Below are 14,230 nucleotides of genomic sequence, written 5' to 3'. Positions count from 1 at the left end.
CCGCGCGCATGAAGCTGAGTGATTTCGATTTCGACCTGCCCGAAGACCTGATCGCTACCCGGCCCGCCAGCCCGCGCTCGTCGGCGCGTCTGTTGGTGGCGCAGGGCGATGACCTGACCGATGCGCGCGTGTCCGAGCTGCCCGACTGGCTGCGACCGGGCGACCGGCTGGTGCTGAACGACACTCGGGTCATTCCCGCGCGCCTGTCGGGGCGGCGCCACCGCGACAGCGCGCAGGGGTCGGTGTCGGCCGCGATCGAGGCCACCTTGCTGGACCCGCAGGCCGACGGCAGTTGGGCGGCACTGCTGAAACCGCTGAAAAAGGTGCGCGTCGGCGAAGAGATCGTGTTCTCGGGCGAACTGTCTGCGATTCTGGAACGCGTCGTGGACGGGCAGGCCCATCTGCGGTTCAACCTGACGGGCGAGGATTTCGACCGTGCGCTTGAGCAAGCCGGGGCGATGCCGCTGCCGCCCTACATCGCCGCAAAGCGACCGGCGGACGAGCGGGACAAGACGGACTATCAGACGGTCTGGGCGCGCCATTCCGGTGCCGTCGCGGCCCCCACCGCCTCGCTGCATTTCGACGAGTCTCTGCTGCAGGCGCTGGCCGCGCGTGGGGTGGATTTCACCTATGTCACCCTGCATGTGGGCGCGGGCACCTTCCTGCCGGTAAAGGTCGAGGACGTGACCACCCACAAGATGCATGCCGAATGGGGGCGTGTCAGCGCGCAGGCCGCGGCTGAGATCGCCGCCACCAAGGCCACCGGCGGCCGCGTCATTCCCGTGGGCACCACGGCGCTGCGCCTGATCGAAAGCGCCGCGCGCGGCGGACGGATCGAACCGTGGGAAGGCGAGACCGACATCTTCATCTATCCCGGTTTCAAATTCCATGTGACCGATGCGCTGATGACCAATTTCCATCTGCCCAAATCCACCCTGCTGATGCTCGTCTCGGCATTGATGGGTAAGGACCGGATGCTGCGGATCTACGATCACGCTATTGCCAGCCGGTACCGCTTCTTTTCTTATGGTGACGCGTCGCTTTTGATCCCTTAAAGGGCGCGATCACCGGACCGAATCCGGGAAATGTCGTAGACAAGCGCGACCGGGGCGTATTCAGGTCGTTTAACGCAACGAGTTTGACGCAAAGAATTGTTCAGCAGAATTGGAGGCAGTCATGCTTCAGGTACTTGCCAGCGCTTGGGCGCTTCTTCTTGGAATGGGTCTGCTGATGATCGGCAACGGCCTGCAGGGTACACTGCTGGGCGTGCGGGGCGAGATCGAGGGCTTCTCGACGCTGGAGATGTCCTTTGTCATGTCGGCCTATTTCGTGGGATTCCTGGGCGGCTCGCGCCTGGCCCCCGAGATGATCCGGCGGGTCGGGCATGTGCGGGTCTTCGCGGCGCTGGCGTCGTTCATCTCGGCGGTGATGATCATGTATCCGATGCTGACCGACCCGATCGCCTGGTCGCTGGGTCGCGTGGTGATCGGCTTTTGTTTTTCCGGCGTATATGTGACGGCCGAAAGCTGGTTGAACAATGCCGCCAGCAATGAAAACCGGGGGCAGGCGCTGTCGCTGTACATGATCGTCCAGATGATCGGCATCGTCAGTGCGCAGGCGCTGATGTTGGTGGGCGATCCGGCGGGGTACGAGACCTTCGTAATCGCCTCGATCCTGGTCTCGGTCTCGTTCGCGCCGATCCTGCTGTCGATCTCGCCGACACCGGCCTTTGACACGACCAAGCCGATGACGCTGAGACAGTTGATGGAAACCTCGCCGCTGGGCTGCGTTGGCATGTTCCTGCTGGGCGGCGTCTTTTCGGCCCAGTTCGGCATGGCCGCGGTCTATGGCGCCCGCGCCGGGTTGACACTGGTCGAGATTTCGACCTTCGTGGCAACCTTCTACATCGGTGCGTTGCTGTTGCAGTATCCGCTGGGATGGTTCTCGGACCGGATGGACCGGCGGGTGCTGATCCTGCTGGTTTCGGTCGCCGGGGGGGCCGCGGCTCTGGTGGGCATGCTGTTTGGCATGACCTTCGCGGTTCTGCTGGCCGCCGCCTTCGTGATCGGAGGCATGTCGAACCCGCTTTATTCGCTGCTGATCGCCTATACCAATGACTATCTGGAATACGAGGACATGGCCGCTGCCTCGGGCGGGTTGATCTTCATCAACGGTTTGGGGGCGATCGCTGGCCCGCTCATCACCGGTTGGCTGATGGGCGATGCGGTGTTCGGGCCGTCCGGGTATTTCCTGTTAATCGCAGCGTTGCTGTTCGCCATGGCTGCCTATGCGTTGTACCGGATGACCCAGCGTGCCCATGTGCCGGTGGACGAGACCGCCGCGCTTGCGCCGCTTTACCCCACCGCCTCGCCGGTGGCGCTGGAAGTTGCGCAGGAAATCGCCATCGAGGCCGCGCAGGACGACGAAGAGGCTGAAACTCCGGCCTGAGCGCCAGATATGTGTCGCAAGTGTTGCAATATGTTACTGTAACATTTTTGTAAAAGACCCTTAAATAACCCTATGTCTCTTGGGGGAGAACACACGGAGTCATTGGGATGGTCGGTCCTGAAGAAGTATTGAGTTTTTGGTTGGATGAAGTCGGCCCCAAGGGCTGGTACCGCGAGGATGAGGCACTGGATACCCGGATCCGGGAGAGGTTCCTGACGACGTGGGAAGCGGCGTGCCAAGGGAAATTCTCGCTGTGGCTGACCTATCCCAGCGGGGCCTTGGCCTACATCATTCTGATGGATCAATTTCCGCGCAACATGTTCCGGGGCAGCGCTCGGGCCTTCGCGTCCGACAGGGCTGCGCTGGCGGCGGCCAAATGCGCCATCGACAAGGGCTGGGACCTGAAGATCGACGAACCGGCGCGGCAGTTCTTCTACATGCCGCTGATGCATTCCGAGAACCTGTGCGACCAGGAACGCTGTGTACGACTGATGTGCGAGCGCATGCCCAAGCATGGCAGAGACAACCTGCTGCATGCCCGCGCGCATCGCGAGGTGATCAGAAAATTCGGGCGGTTCCCCTATCGCAACGCGGCGCTGTCGCGGGAAACGACTGCGCCCGAGGCCGCCTATGTCAGCAACGGCGGTTACGGTGCCACCGTGCGCGAGTTGCAGGCGATCGCCTAGCTTTCCTGCGCCCCGCAGCCGCGCAGCGTCATCAGGCGTTGGCTGGTGGTGTCGATGGCTGTGATTATGGCTCGGTCGATCAACAGTTCCGGGGTTTCGGCGATCTGTGTCAGGGTATCTTGTGCCCGGTTCAGGGCTGCCAGGCTTTGGTCGAGCCGGTCCAGCGTTCGCGCCAGCTTCTGTCCAGTGTCCAAATCGGTACTGCCGCCGGCGCGAACGGCCTCCAACTCGTCCCGCAACGCGCTCAAATCCGCTCTGATGTTGCGGGCCTGCTCCTGAAATGGGCGCACGATCTGCAGATTCTGCTGAAACCGGTCCTGAATGTTCTCGACGCTCTGCGCCAGTTTCCAGCCGAGAAACAGGCACAGGGCCAGCAGGATCAGAGTCGCGTTCAGTAGGGCAATCAGCAGATCCTTGAGTGTTCGGGCCATGGCCTGGGCCTCCTATGTCTCGGTCAAACACGTGTTGCCAATGGATTTGGTATCTTTTCTAGCCTTCCGCCCAGCGCTGCAATAGTCTTGACGGGCTGGGTTTCTGCTTTTGTGACCTTACGTCACCAATATCGCAGGCAGCGATGTTGAAGCGCCCGCAGAAATAGTTTAGCACTAAACTAGTTTTCATCAGACCCGCGCCGAGAGGTACACATGGCTGCAAAATCCTTTGATCTGATCGTAATCGGGGCCGGCCCCGGCGGCTATGTCGCTGCTATTCGCGCGGCCCAGCTGGGCCTGAAGACCGCAATCGTCGAGCGCGAGCACCTGGGCGGCATCTGTTTGAACTGGGGCTGCATCCCGACCAAGGCGCTGCTGCGGTCTGCCGAGGTATTCCACCTTATGGAACGCGCCAAGGAATTCGGGCTGAGCGCCGAGAAGATCGGATATGATATCGATGCTGTGGTCAAGCGGTCGCGCGGTGTGGCCAAGCAACTGGCCGGTGGCGTCGGGCACCTTCTGAAAAAGAACAAGGTCACCGTAGTGATGGGAGAGGCGACCATCCCCGCACGCGGCAAGGTTTCGGTGAAGACCGACAAGGGAACCGAGGAGTTGGCCGCCAGCAACATCATCCTCGCCACCGGGGCCCGGGCGCGTGAGTTGCCTGGGCTCGAGGCCGACGGCGACCTGGTCTGGACCTACAAGCACGCGCTGCAGCCCCCTCGGATGCCCAAGAAGCTGCTGGTCATCGGCTCGGGCGCGATCGGGATCGAATTCGCCAGTTTCTTCAATACGCTGGGTGCGGACACGACGGTGGTCGAGGTCATGGACCGCGTTCTGCCGGTCGAGGATGCCGAGATCAGCGCCTTTGCCAAAAAGGCATTCATCAAGCAGGGCATGAAGATCATGGAGAAATCCATGGTCAAGCAGCTTGACCGCGGCAAGGGCAAGGTGACCGCCCATATCGAAACCGGCGGAAAGACGGAAAAACACGAATTCGACACGGTCATCTCTGCCGTTGGGATCGTCGGCAACGTCGAGAACCTGGGGCTCGAGGCGTTGGATGTGAAGATCGACAGAACCCATGTCGTGACCGATGAATTCTGCCGTACCGGCGTCGATGGCCTCTATGCGATCGGCGACATCGCAGGGGCGCCTTGGCTGGCGCACAAGGCAAGCCACGAAGGCGTCATGGTCGCGGAACTGATCGCCGGAAAACATGCCCATCCCGTCAAACCCGAGAGCATCGCTGGGTGCACCTACTGCCACCCCCAGGTGGCATCGGTCGGCTACACCGAAGCCAAGGCCAAAGAGTTGGGCTTTGAGGTCAAGGTCGGCCGTTTCCCCTTTATCGGTAACGGCAAGGCCATCGCGCTGGGAGAACCCGAGGGCATGATCAAGACCGTTTTCGATGCCAAGACGGGTGAGCTGTTAGGGGCGCACATGGTCGGTGCCGAGGTGACCGAGCTCATCCAAGGATATGTCGTAGGGCGCCAGTTGGAAACCACGGAAGAAGACCTGATGAACACCGTCTTCCCGCACCCAACGCTGTCGGAAATGATGCACGAGGCCGTTCTGGACGCTTACGGACGCGCCATCCACTTCTAGCTGCAAATCGGATCATGGCGGAACGCGGAATGGGGCTCTGCCCCTACCGCGCTGCGCGCGGCTCCCCCGGGATATTTTGGGCCAGATGAAGTGCGGTCGTATTCTTCATCTGGCGTCAAATATCCCGGAGTGCGAGGCAGAGCCTCGCAAACTGCTTCTGCTCAGCGGGTCAGGGCGTCCAGGATACGGGCCCACGAGCGGATGCCCTTGTGAAAGCTGTTCACGTCATACTTTTCGTTGGGTGAATGGATGGCGTCGTCGTCGTTCGCAAATCCGACCAGCATCGAATCCAGCCCCAGAACGGAATTGAAATATCCCACGACCGGGATCGAGCCGCCCATGCCGGTGAAAACAGCCTCGCGGTTCCATTCATCTGAAAGGGCGCTGCGGGCGGCCTCGAACTCCGGCCGGTCCAGATTCATCACCGAGGCGGGGGAGCCTTCGAGGTCATTGTCCCAAACGACCTTGGCGTCGGGCGACAGGCGGTCTTCGACGTGTTTGCGGATCTTGTCCCGCAGTTTGTCGGGGTCCATGTCGCCGACCAGTCGGCAGGTGATCTTGCAATGGGCTTCGCTGGGGATCACGGTTTTCGACCCCGCCCCGTTGTAGCCGCCCCACAGCCCGTTGATTTCCAGCGTCGGCCGCGCCCATTGCTGCTCGAGCGTCGAGTAGCCCTTTTCGCCGTGCGGCTGCGTGTAGCCGACCGAATTGAGGTACTCGGCCTCGTCAAAGCCGCAATTCTCCCATTGGCGCAGCTGGTCGGCGGGAACCTCGTGCACGCCTTCGTAGAAGCCTTCGACCGCAACGCGGCCGGTTTCCTCGTCGTAGAACGAGGCGACGATCCGGGAAATCTCGCGCAGCGGATTCAGGCCCGGGCCGCCGTAGTGGCCCGAATGCAGGTCGATGCGCGGGCCAATGATCGTGAATTCATCCTTGAGCATGCCGCGCAGTTGCGAGGCGATCGAGGGCACGCCGCGCGACACCATCGACGTGTCGCAGACCAGCGCCAGATCGGCCTTCAACTCGTCCTTGTTGGTCTCGAGGAACGGGACCAGCGAAGGCGACCCAGACTCTTCTTCACCTTCGAAGAAGAAGGTGATCCGGCAGGGCAGTTTGCCATGCACGGCCTTCCACGCACGGCAGGCCTCGACGAAAGTCATCAGCTGGCCCTTGTCGTCCGAGGCACCGCGCCCGCGGATCACCTGGCCGTGCTCGGTCTCTTCCAGAGCCGGGTCGAACGGGTCGCGCTTCCACAGGTTCAGCGGGTCAACCGGCTGAACGTCATAGTGCCCGTAGAACAGCAGGTGCGGTGCGTCAGCATCATCGCCAACATGACCGACGACCATCGGGTGGCCCGGCGTTGCGCGCTTTTCTGACTGAATGCCCATGCTCTGCAAATCGGCGACCAGCCAGTCGGCAGCCTTGTCAACGCTTTCCTTGTAGGCTGGATCGGTCGAGATGGACGGGATCCGAAGAAATTCCATCAACCGGTCGATCGAGGTGGTAAGATCAGCGTCGATCTTGCTCAGTACGGCGTCAAGCGACATCGGGGGCTCCTGAATGGTTTTGAATTTGCGCCGAACCTATCAGTGTCAGCGGCGCCGTCCAGTCCAAGCCGCAGGGAAACCGCGGACAATATCGGAAACATGCGGGCATGTGAGGCGCCCGGCCTGCGTCGTTTCCTCGCGCTTGGTGGTGTCGAGTTTACTTGTCGCGGCTGGCCCGAGAGGATAATTGATGCAAATCAATGTTGCGACGGGTCCCGACGGGCTAGGCAAGTGCAGGAAACAAATAGCGGACGTTGCCTGAAAATCGGGTACTATGGCACGGAGAAACGCCTGGCCGCGCGAAAGGGTCATGAAGGAGGGTCCTTTGGACTATAGAGCTCAGCTCGATACGGCGATTGCCAAGCTGCATGAAGAAGGACGTTACCGGACCTTTATCGACATCGAACGTCGCAACGGACAGTTCCCGCATGCGGTACGCACGCGCCCCGACGGGTCGCAGCAGGACATCACGGTCTGGTGCGGCAACGATTATCTGGGCATGGGGCAGCACCCTGTCGTGTTGCAGGCGATGCACGAGGCAATCGACGCAACCGGTGCCGGATCGGGCGGGACGCGCAACATCTCGGGCACGACCGTCTATCACAAACGGCTCGAGGCGGAACTGGCCGATCTGCACGGCAAAGAGGCGGCGCTGCTGTTCACCAGCGCCTACATCGCCAACGACGCCACTCTTAGCACGCTGCCCAAGTTGTTTCCGGGCCTGATCATCTATTCCGACGAACTGAACCATGCTTCGATGATCGAGGGCGTGCGCCGCAACGGGGGCGCCAAGCGGATCTTCCGCCACAATGACGTGGCCCATCTGCGCGAACTGCTCCTAGCCGACGACCCGGCCGCGCCCAAGCTGATCGCCTTTGAATCGGTGTATTCCATGGACGGCGATTTCGGTCCGATCGAGGAAATTTGCGACTTGGCCGACGAGTTCGGCGCGCTGACCTATATCGACGAAGTGCATGCCGTGGGCATGTACGGCCCGCGCGGCGGCGGCGTGACCGAGCGTGACCGGCTGGCGCATCGGATCGACATTATCAACGGCACCCTGGCCAAGGCCTATGGCGTGATGGGCGGCTACATCGCGGCCAGCGCGAAAATGTGCGATGCCGTTCGCTCTTATGCGCCGGGTTTTATCTTTACCACCTCGCTGCCTCCGGCGGTCGCTGCGGGCGCCGCAGCCTCGGTCGCCTTCCTCAAGCGTGCGCCGGAACTGCGCGAGCAGCATCAGACCCAGGCCAAGATCCTCAAGCTGCGGCTGAAGGGGCTGGGCTTGCCGCTGATCGACCACGGCAGCCACATCGTGCCGGTGATCGTAGGCGACCCGGTACATACCAAAAAGCTCAGCGACATGCTGCTGGAAAGCTATGGCATCTATGTCCAGCCGATCAATTTCCCGACCGTGCCCCGCGGGACCGAGCGCCTGCGCTTTACCCCGTCGCCCGTCCATGGACCGGACGAGATGAACCGCTTGGTCCAGGCAATGGACGAACTTTGGTCACATTGTGCGCTAAATCGCGCCGAACTTGCCGGGTAGCCTCTGACTGACATGTGCAACATGTTTGGCGCGTGTTAAGCTCTCGCTAACAAAAGAAAACGGATGATTCGTTGTGGGGATGATTCGCCGTTTGCGTGTAACACGCGGTAGGCAGTTTGGGGCAGCAGGGATGATTGGGCGCAGGACTCAGCGCAATTCCGAGCAAGACGTGGAGGTCAGGCCAAAAGGGTTTGACGACTATGAGGTTCGCTTGGGCGATGTCATGCGCGGCGAGCGTGCCACCAAGGGCAAGTCTCTGCTGGATGTCCAACGTGAACTGCGGATCAAGGCCAACTACATCGCCGCCATCGAAAACGCCGACCCTGATGCGTTCGACACACCCGGCTTTATCGCCGGGTATGTGCGTTCCTACGCCCGGTATCTGGGCATGGACCCGGATGAAACGTTTGAAACCTTCTGCAAGGAAAGCGGGTTTTCGGTGGCGCATGGCATGTCGGCCCAAGCCTCGGTGGTCAAGAAAGGCGGCGGCGACTTGCCGGCGCGTGGACCAATGGGGCGCGACCCGTTCATTTCGCCGAACACGCCTTATCTTCCGGGCCGTGAATCCGTCTTCAGCCAGATTGAACCCCGGGCAATCGGCTCTTCGCTGGTCCTGCTGGCACTGATCGGCGGCATCGGCTATGGCGGCTGGTCGGTTCTCAACAAGATCCAGCAGGTGCAGGTCGCCCCGGTCGAACAAGCGCCGGTGGTGTTGGCCGATCTCGATCCGCTGGCGGCGATCCGGTCCGACACCGACGATGATATCGACGGCTTGCAGGCCCCCAGTGCAGAGGCGTTGGATCGTCTGTATCGGCCGCAGGCGCTGGACGTGCCGGTGCTGGTGGCGCGCGATGCGCCGATCTCGACGCTCGATCCGCGCACCGTAGGCACCTTCCGCCCGCCGGAACTGCCCGAGGTGGCTATGGCCGAAGTGCACACGGTCGAGCGCACACCGCTGCCGCAAGTGGTCGAACAGGTAGACACTGCGCTCAAGATCGTTGCGGTAGAACCTGCCTGGATGCGGGTCACCGCAGCCGATGGCAGCGTGATCTTCGAGGGAACGCTTGGCACGGTCGAAAACGGCAACGTCTTCGAGGTGCCGCTGACCGAAGAGCCCCCGCAACTGCGCGCAGGTGCATCGGGCAGCGTGTATTTCTCGATGAACGGCCAGCATTACGGCCCGGTCGGTAAGCCCGGAACCGTGTCCAAGGGCGTGATCCTGTCCAAGGACGCGGTTGCCGAAAACTACGCCGTTGCCGATCTCACGTCCGAGGCCAACAGTGCGCTGCGGCGTCTGGTGGCCGAGCTTCAGACTCAAGCGACCGAAGCCCCGGCAGAGTGATCTTGCCATTGCGGCGGGCTTGCCCCCGGACTATCTAAAGGCCAGACCTCAGGCTGACGCGGATCCGTTTTCATGTCTCTGAACCACGTGCGCCCCTGGCGCGACATCTATCGCCGCAAATCCCGCCAGATCATGGTCGGCAACGTTCCGGTGGGCGGCGACGCGCCGATCGCCGTGCAAACCATGACCAACACGCTGACGACCGATGTCGCCGCGACCGTGGCGCAGGTACAGGCGGCGGCCGAGGCCGGAGCGGATATCGTGCGCGTATCGGTCCCGGACGAGGCGTCGTCGAAGGCGTTAAAGGAGATCGTGCGCGAAAGCCCGGTGCCGATCGTGGCGGATATCCATTTCCACTATCGGCGCGGCATCGAGGCCGCCGAGGCCGGCGCCGCGTGCCTGCGCATCAACCCGGGCAATATCGGTGATGAAAAGCGGGTGAAAGAGGTCATCAAGGCCGCGCGCGACCACAATTGCTCGATCCGCATCGGCGTGAACGCGGGCAGTCTGGAAAAGCACCTGCTGGAGAAATATGGCGAGCCGTGCCCAGAGGCGATGGTGGAAAGCGGGCTCGAACATATCCGCATCCTGCAGGACAATGATTTCCACGAATTCAAGATCAGCGTGAAGGCCAGCGACGTTTTCCTGTCGGCTGCTGCCTATCAGGGCATCGCCGAGGCCACCGACGCCCCGATTCATCTGGGCATCACCGAGGCCGGGGGGCTTGTCAGCGGCACGATCAAATCGGCCATCGGGCTGGGCAACCTGCTGTGGATGGGGATCGGCGACACGATCCGCGTCAGCCTGTCCGCCGATCCGGTCGAAGAGGTGAAGGTCGGTTTCGAGATCCTAAAATCTCTTGGCCTGCGCCATCGGGGCGTGAACATCATCTCATGCCCGTCCTGCGCGCGGCAGGGGTTCGACGTGATCAAGACGGTCGAGACGCTGGAAAAGAGGCTGGAACACATCAAGACGCCCATGAGCCTGTCGATCATCGGCTGCGTCGTGAACGGCCCCGGCGAGGCGCTGATGACCGATGTCGGCTTTACCGGCGGGGGCGCGGGTTCGGGCATGGTCTATCTGGCGGGCAAGGCCAGCCACAAGATGTCGAACGAACAGATGATCGACCACATCGTCGAGCAGGTGGAGAAGAAGGCGGCCGAGCTGGATGCCGCGGCCGAGGCGGCTGAATAGAAACAGAAAAAACCGCAGCACCTGGCTGCGGCTCTTCCATGTCGTTGCGTGTCCGGTCTCGACCTCTTGGCCGACTATCCCTGTTCGGCGCGCACGGCGTCGGCGATCTGCTGCATCTGATCGGCCTTCAGATAACCGCGCAACATTTCCGTACCCAGCACGAAGCTGGGCGTGCCAGAAATCTTGAGCCGTTGCGCCAGTTCGCGGGTCTGGGCGATTTCATCTGTCACCGCGTCGCTATCCATTGCAGCCAAGATCGCATCGCTGTCCAGGCCCAGCCCGTCGGAAATTCGGCGCAGGGCTACTTCGGTCACGTCTCCGCCGAATTCCATCAGCGCGTCATGCACCTGCTTGTAGGCGTCGTCGCCTGCGACTTGCTTGGTCGCGATAGCAAAACGTGACGACAACACCGAAGCCTCGCCAAGGATCGGGAACTCTTTGATGATAAAGCGGATGTTTCCATCCTGTGCCAGCAGGGCGTCGACCTCGGGCACCGCTCGGCGGCAATAGCCGCAGCGATAGTCCATGAACTCGACCAGAGTGATGTCGCCGTCTGGATTGCCACCCACCCAGCTGTAGCCGTCATTGAACAGCGCCTCGGCATTGGCTGCGACCAGGTCCTTGTCGGCTGCGGCTTCGGCTGCGGCATTGCGCTGCTCCAGAATGTTGACCGCTTCGATGATGACCTCGGGGTTTTCCAGCAGATATTCGCGCACGGCCGCGCCGAACTCGGCCTTTTCGTCGGGACTCATCGCGCTCAGGTCCAGCGCCTGCGCGGGGCCGGATATCAGGGTAAGCCCCAGAAGGGCAGGTGCTGCGTGTCTGAGGATCATTTCCGTTTCCTTTTCGATTTCTCAGCTCGTTCTGCGGCAATCAGCACATCCTGTGCCCGTTGCCAACCCGGTGAGCCTTCGGGCAATTGCCCGACGGCGCGTCTTGCGTGGATGCCCGCATCGGCCAGGCGGCCTTGCAGGGCATAGCGTTCGGCGGTGACGGTCGCGGCCATGCCGGGCTGTCCCAGCTTGGCATAGGCCACCCCCAGATCCTGCATCAGCCGCAGGTTTCGATAGTCGCGGGCGCGTGCCTTTTCAAGCACTTGCAGGGCTTCCTTCGTACGCCCTTCGGCCAGCAACCCGCGCCCGTACCCGGCCATGATCAGAGCATCGCGCGGCGCCAGTTCCATGGCCTTGGCATAGGCGTTGACCGCTTGCGCAAACCGGCGGTTTTCCAGCAGGATCTGACCTTTCAACTCGTAATAGTACGGATCCTCGGGCCGGATCGCCAAGGCCCCGTCGATGGCCGACAGGGCCGCACCCAGATTGCGGTTCTGGTGATGGGCGGCGGCTTCGCGCATCAGGCGGATGTCCCGTGCGCTTTCTTCCTTGGCGCGGCGCAGGGTCCAGCTGGGCGAGCGCAGGAAGGCCGACAGTTTGCCCTTCACCCGCGCGAACCAGTAGTCGGCGTTCGGGTCGGGTTTGGCGCGGTCGCCGAATTCATCCAGAAAGGCCTCGGCGGCGCGCAGACGCTCGCGGCTGGTGGGGTGCGACCGCATGTAGGGGTCCTGATTGGCCTCGCTCAGCAATTCCTGGCCGGCGAATTTCCGGTGCAGGGCGACCATGCCGCTGGGCGAGATCTCGGCCCAACGCAGGTATCCGGCCGCGCTGCGGTCGGCCGAGGCCTCTTCGGCGCGGGTGTGGCCCAGAAAGCTGCGCAGCGCCGAGGCGGATGTTCCGGCGGCGATCCCGGCTGCGGCCTCGCCGCCCCCTGCAGCCGCGGCGATCATGGCCAGCGCGGTTCCGAACCCGGCGGCCCGCTTGGCGGCGCGCAGGTTTTCGGCCCGCCGGGCCAGATGCCCGTTGGCGATATGGGCGGCCTCGTGCGCGATGACGGCCTGCAGCATCTCGGGGCTGTCGACGCTGAGGATCAGCCCGTGGTTCACGTAGATCGTGTTGTAGTCGATCACGAAGGCGTTGAACGTATCGTCCTTGACCACCAGAACGCGCACGCGGTTGGTGTTCAGCCCCGCCGCGCGCAGGATCGGAAAGGCCAGTTCGCGCAGCCCGTGTTCGATATCGGGGTCGCGGATCAGGCTTTGCGCGTGGCTTTGCGCGGCGGCCGCGATCCACAGCGCCACCGCCAGCAGAAATGCCGGGATTGACGCCAGCCGGGATCCGCGTTCAAAAGCCATGGTCGCAACATGGGAGATGGGCATGCGAAACTCAACCCGGTCGGGCGTTGATCCCTTCATCGTGATGGACGTGATGGAGGCCGCGCGCCGCGCTGAAGAGGCCGGGCGCCACATCATCCACATGGAAGTCGGCCAGCCCGGAACCGGCGCGCCTCAAGGCGCGTTGGAGGCGCTGGCCCGCGCGATGCGGCACGGCCCGCTGGGCTATACCGTCGCGCTGGGTCTGCCGGCGCTGCGGCAACGCATCGCACGGATGTATGGCGAATGGTACGACGTAGACCTGAACCCCGAACGGGTGGTGATCACCCCGGGATCCTCAGGCGGATTCCTGCTGGCCTTCACCGCGCTGTTCGACAGCGGCGACCGGGTGGGGATCGGCGCGCCGGGTTATCCGTCCTATCGTCAGATCTTGCGGGCGCTGGGGCTGGTGCCGGTCGATCTGCCGACTGCGCAGGAAAACCGCCTGCAACCCGTGCCACAGGATTTTGCCGGGCTCGACCTGCAGGGGCTGATGGTGGCCTCGCCCGCAAACCCGACCGGAACCATGCTGGACCACGCCGCCATGGGCGCGCTGATCGAGGCCGCGCAGGGGCAGGGTGCTTCGTTCATCAGTGACGAAATTTATCACGGGCTGGAATACGAGGCCAAGGCGGTCACTGCTCTGGAATTGACCGACGAGTGTTATGTCATCAACTCGTTTTCCAAGTATTTCTCGATGACCGGCTGGCGCGTCGGCTGGATGGTGGTACCCGAGGATCAGGTGCGCGTGGTCGAGCGCATCGCCCAGAACATGTTCATCTGTGCGCCCCATGCCAGCCAGATCGCCGCGCTGGCCGCGATGGATTGCGAGGACGAACTGCAGGGCAACCTAGCCGTCTATCGCCGCAACCGCGACCTGATGCTGAAGGGCCTGCCCGAGGCCGGGTTCACCAACATCGCGCCTCCGGACGGGGCGTTCTATGTCTATGCCGATGTCTCGGACCTGACCCAGGACAGCCGCGCTTTTGCCGCCGAGATCCTGGACAAGGCCGGCGTCGCCGTAACGCCGGGGTTGGATTTCGATCCGGTGCGCGGCCACACGACCCTGCGCCTTTCCTACGCCCGGTCGACCGAGGACATCGAGCAGGGCCTGGAACGGCTCCGCAGCTTCATGGTGGATCGCCGGGCCGCGCAGAAGTCGGCCTGAGGCGTTCACAAACCGGCCGTGCTGCGATAGGCTACTGCCAAACGATCTCGG

The 14,230-nt window shown here is 62.7% G+C and carries 12 protein-coding genes; 8 read left to right on the top strand and 4 right to left on the bottom strand.

Going from position 1 to position 14,230, the window contains the following annotated elements:
* Nucleotides 1–8 precede the first annotated feature (8 nt).
* The 3 genes from queA (at nucleotide 9) to AC2FME_RS01510 (ending at nucleotide 3,134) form a co-directional block, all read left to right on the top strand.
* Entirely contained in the window at nucleotides 9–1,055 is a 1,047-nt protein-coding gene (gene queA, locus AC2FME_RS01520) for a tRNA preQ1(34) S-adenosylmethionine ribosyltransferase-isomerase QueA (protein ID WP_496799547.1), read from the top strand.
* Nucleotides 1,056–1,176: 121 nt separating this feature from the next.
* Nucleotides 1,177–2,448 (top strand): MFS transporter, encoded by a 1,272-nt coding sequence (locus tag AC2FME_RS01515; RefSeq protein ID WP_496681165.1) that lies wholly within the window; start codon nucleotides 1,177–1,179, stop codon nucleotides 2,446–2,448.
* Between the two features lie 107 nt (nucleotides 2,449–2,555).
* Nucleotides 2,556–3,134, top strand: coding sequence for a DUF924 family protein (locus AC2FME_RS01510; protein WP_496681166.1), 579 nt, complete (start codon nucleotides 2,556–2,558; stop codon nucleotides 3,132–3,134).
* Here the strand turns inward: AC2FME_RS01510 and AC2FME_RS01505 are convergent.
* A complete protein-coding gene (locus tag AC2FME_RS01505; protein WP_496799424.1) occupies nucleotides 3,131–3,565 on the bottom strand; it encodes a hypothetical protein in 435 nt (144 codons plus the stop codon). The two genes, AC2FME_RS01510 and AC2FME_RS01505, sit on opposite strands and share 4 nt — an antisense overlap.
* Before the next feature lie 213 nt (nucleotides 3,566–3,778).
* Here AC2FME_RS01505 and lpdA point away from each other — a divergent pair, with 213 nt between their 5' ends.
* Nucleotides 3,779–5,173: a dihydrolipoyl dehydrogenase gene (lpdA, locus tag AC2FME_RS01500; RefSeq protein ID WP_496799423.1), complete on the top strand. Its 1,395-nt coding sequence runs from the start codon at nucleotides 3,779–3,781 to the stop codon at nucleotides 5,171–5,173.
* Between the two features lie 161 nt (nucleotides 5,174–5,334).
* Here the strand turns inward: lpdA and AC2FME_RS01495 are convergent, their stop codons facing one another.
* A complete protein-coding gene (locus tag AC2FME_RS01495) occupies nucleotides 5,335–6,720 on the bottom strand; it encodes a dipeptidase (RefSeq protein ID WP_496686437.1) in 1,386 nt (461 codons plus the stop codon).
* A gap of 325 nt (nucleotides 6,721–7,045) precedes the next feature.
* Between AC2FME_RS01495 and hemA the strand changes: the two genes are divergently transcribed.
* From hemA to ispG, 3 genes are all read left to right on the top strand, one after another.
* Nucleotides 7,046–8,269 carry a 5-aminolevulinate synthase gene (hemA, locus tag AC2FME_RS01490; protein ID WP_496799422.1) on the top strand — a complete coding sequence of 408 codons (1,224 nt, stop codon included), beginning with the start codon at nucleotides 7,046–7,048 and terminating at the stop codon, nucleotides 8,267–8,269.
* 130 nt (nucleotides 8,270–8,399) lie between these two features.
* Complete coding sequence (locus AC2FME_RS01485) at nucleotides 8,400–9,611, top strand: helix-turn-helix domain-containing protein (protein ID WP_496681175.1); 1,212 nt, start codon at nucleotides 8,400–8,402, stop codon at nucleotides 9,609–9,611.
* A 72-nt stretch (nucleotides 9,612–9,683) separates the two neighbouring features.
* Entirely contained in the window at nucleotides 9,684–10,805 is a 1,122-nt protein-coding gene (ispG, locus tag AC2FME_RS01480; RefSeq protein ID WP_149774887.1) for a flavodoxin-dependent (E)-4-hydroxy-3-methylbut-2-enyl-diphosphate synthase, read from the top strand.
* 74 nt (nucleotides 10,806–10,879) lie between these two features.
* Here the strand turns inward: ispG and AC2FME_RS01475 are convergent, their stop codons facing one another.
* Nucleotides 10,880–11,638 (bottom strand): DsbA family protein, encoded by a 759-nt coding sequence (locus tag AC2FME_RS01475; RefSeq protein WP_496686429.1) that lies wholly within the window; start codon nucleotides 11,636–11,638, stop codon nucleotides 10,880–10,882.
* Nucleotides 11,635–13,017 (bottom strand): M48 family metalloprotease, encoded by a 1,383-nt coding sequence (locus AC2FME_RS01470; protein WP_496799421.1) that lies wholly within the window; start codon nucleotides 13,015–13,017, stop codon nucleotides 11,635–11,637. Before AC2FME_RS01470 ends, AC2FME_RS01475 begins: the two co-directional genes overlap by 4 nt.
* On the opposite strand from AC2FME_RS01470, the gene AC2FME_RS01465 reads away from it, so the two are divergent.
* A complete protein-coding gene (locus AC2FME_RS01465) occupies nucleotides 13,016–14,179 on the top strand; it encodes a pyridoxal phosphate-dependent aminotransferase (RefSeq protein WP_496799420.1) in 1,164 nt (387 codons plus the stop codon). The genes AC2FME_RS01470 and AC2FME_RS01465 overlap by 2 nt on opposite strands.
* Nucleotides 14,180–14,230 lie beyond the last annotated feature (51 nt).

The organism is Ruegeria sp. BHSC026 (genome assembly GCF_059613065.1).
The sequence above is the reverse complement of the archived record's forward strand: the minus strand, read 5'-3'. Positions and strand labels throughout refer to the sequence as shown.

What these genes read in the sequence shown, in the direction of transcription:
- queA (WP_496799547.1), top strand. Translation starts at nt 9, where the DNA reads ATGAAGCTGAGTGATTTCGATTTCGACCTGCCCGAAGACCTGATCGCT.
- AC2FME_RS01515 (WP_496681165.1), top strand. Translation starts at nt 1,177, where the DNA reads ATGCTTCAGGTACTTGCCAGCGCTTGGGCGCTTCTTCTTGGAATGGGT.
- AC2FME_RS01510 (WP_496681166.1), top strand. Translation starts at nt 2,556, where the DNA reads ATGGTCGGTCCTGAAGAAGTATTGAGTTTTTGGTTGGATGAAGTCGGC.
- AC2FME_RS01505 (WP_496799424.1), bottom strand. Translation starts at nt 3,565, where the DNA reads ATGGCCCGAACACTCAAGGATCTGCTGATTGCCCTACTGAACGCGACT.
- lpdA (WP_496799423.1), top strand. Translation starts at nt 3,779, where the DNA reads ATGGCTGCAAAATCCTTTGATCTGATCGTAATCGGGGCCGGCCCCGGC.
- AC2FME_RS01495 (WP_496686437.1), bottom strand. Translation starts at nt 6,720, where the DNA reads ATGTCGCTTGACGCCGTACTGAGCAAGATCGACGCTGATCTTACCACC.
- AC2FME_RS01485 (WP_496681175.1), top strand. Translation starts at nt 8,400, where the DNA reads ATGATTGGGCGCAGGACTCAGCGCAATTCCGAGCAAGACGTGGAGGTC.
- ispG (WP_149774887.1), top strand. Translation starts at nt 9,684, where the DNA reads ATGTCTCTGAACCACGTGCGCCCCTGGCGCGACATCTATCGCCGCAAA.
- AC2FME_RS01475 (WP_496686429.1), bottom strand. Translation starts at nt 11,638, where the DNA reads ATGATCCTCAGACACGCAGCACCTGCCCTTCTGGGGCTTACCCTGATA.
- AC2FME_RS01465 (WP_496799420.1), top strand. Translation starts at nt 13,016, where the DNA reads ATGCGAAACTCAACCCGGTCGGGCGTTGATCCCTTCATCGTGATGGAC.
- AC2FME_RS01470 (WP_496799421.1), bottom strand. Translation starts at nt 13,017, where the DNA reads ATGCCCATCTCCCATGTTGCGACCATGGCTTTTGAACGCGGATCCCGG.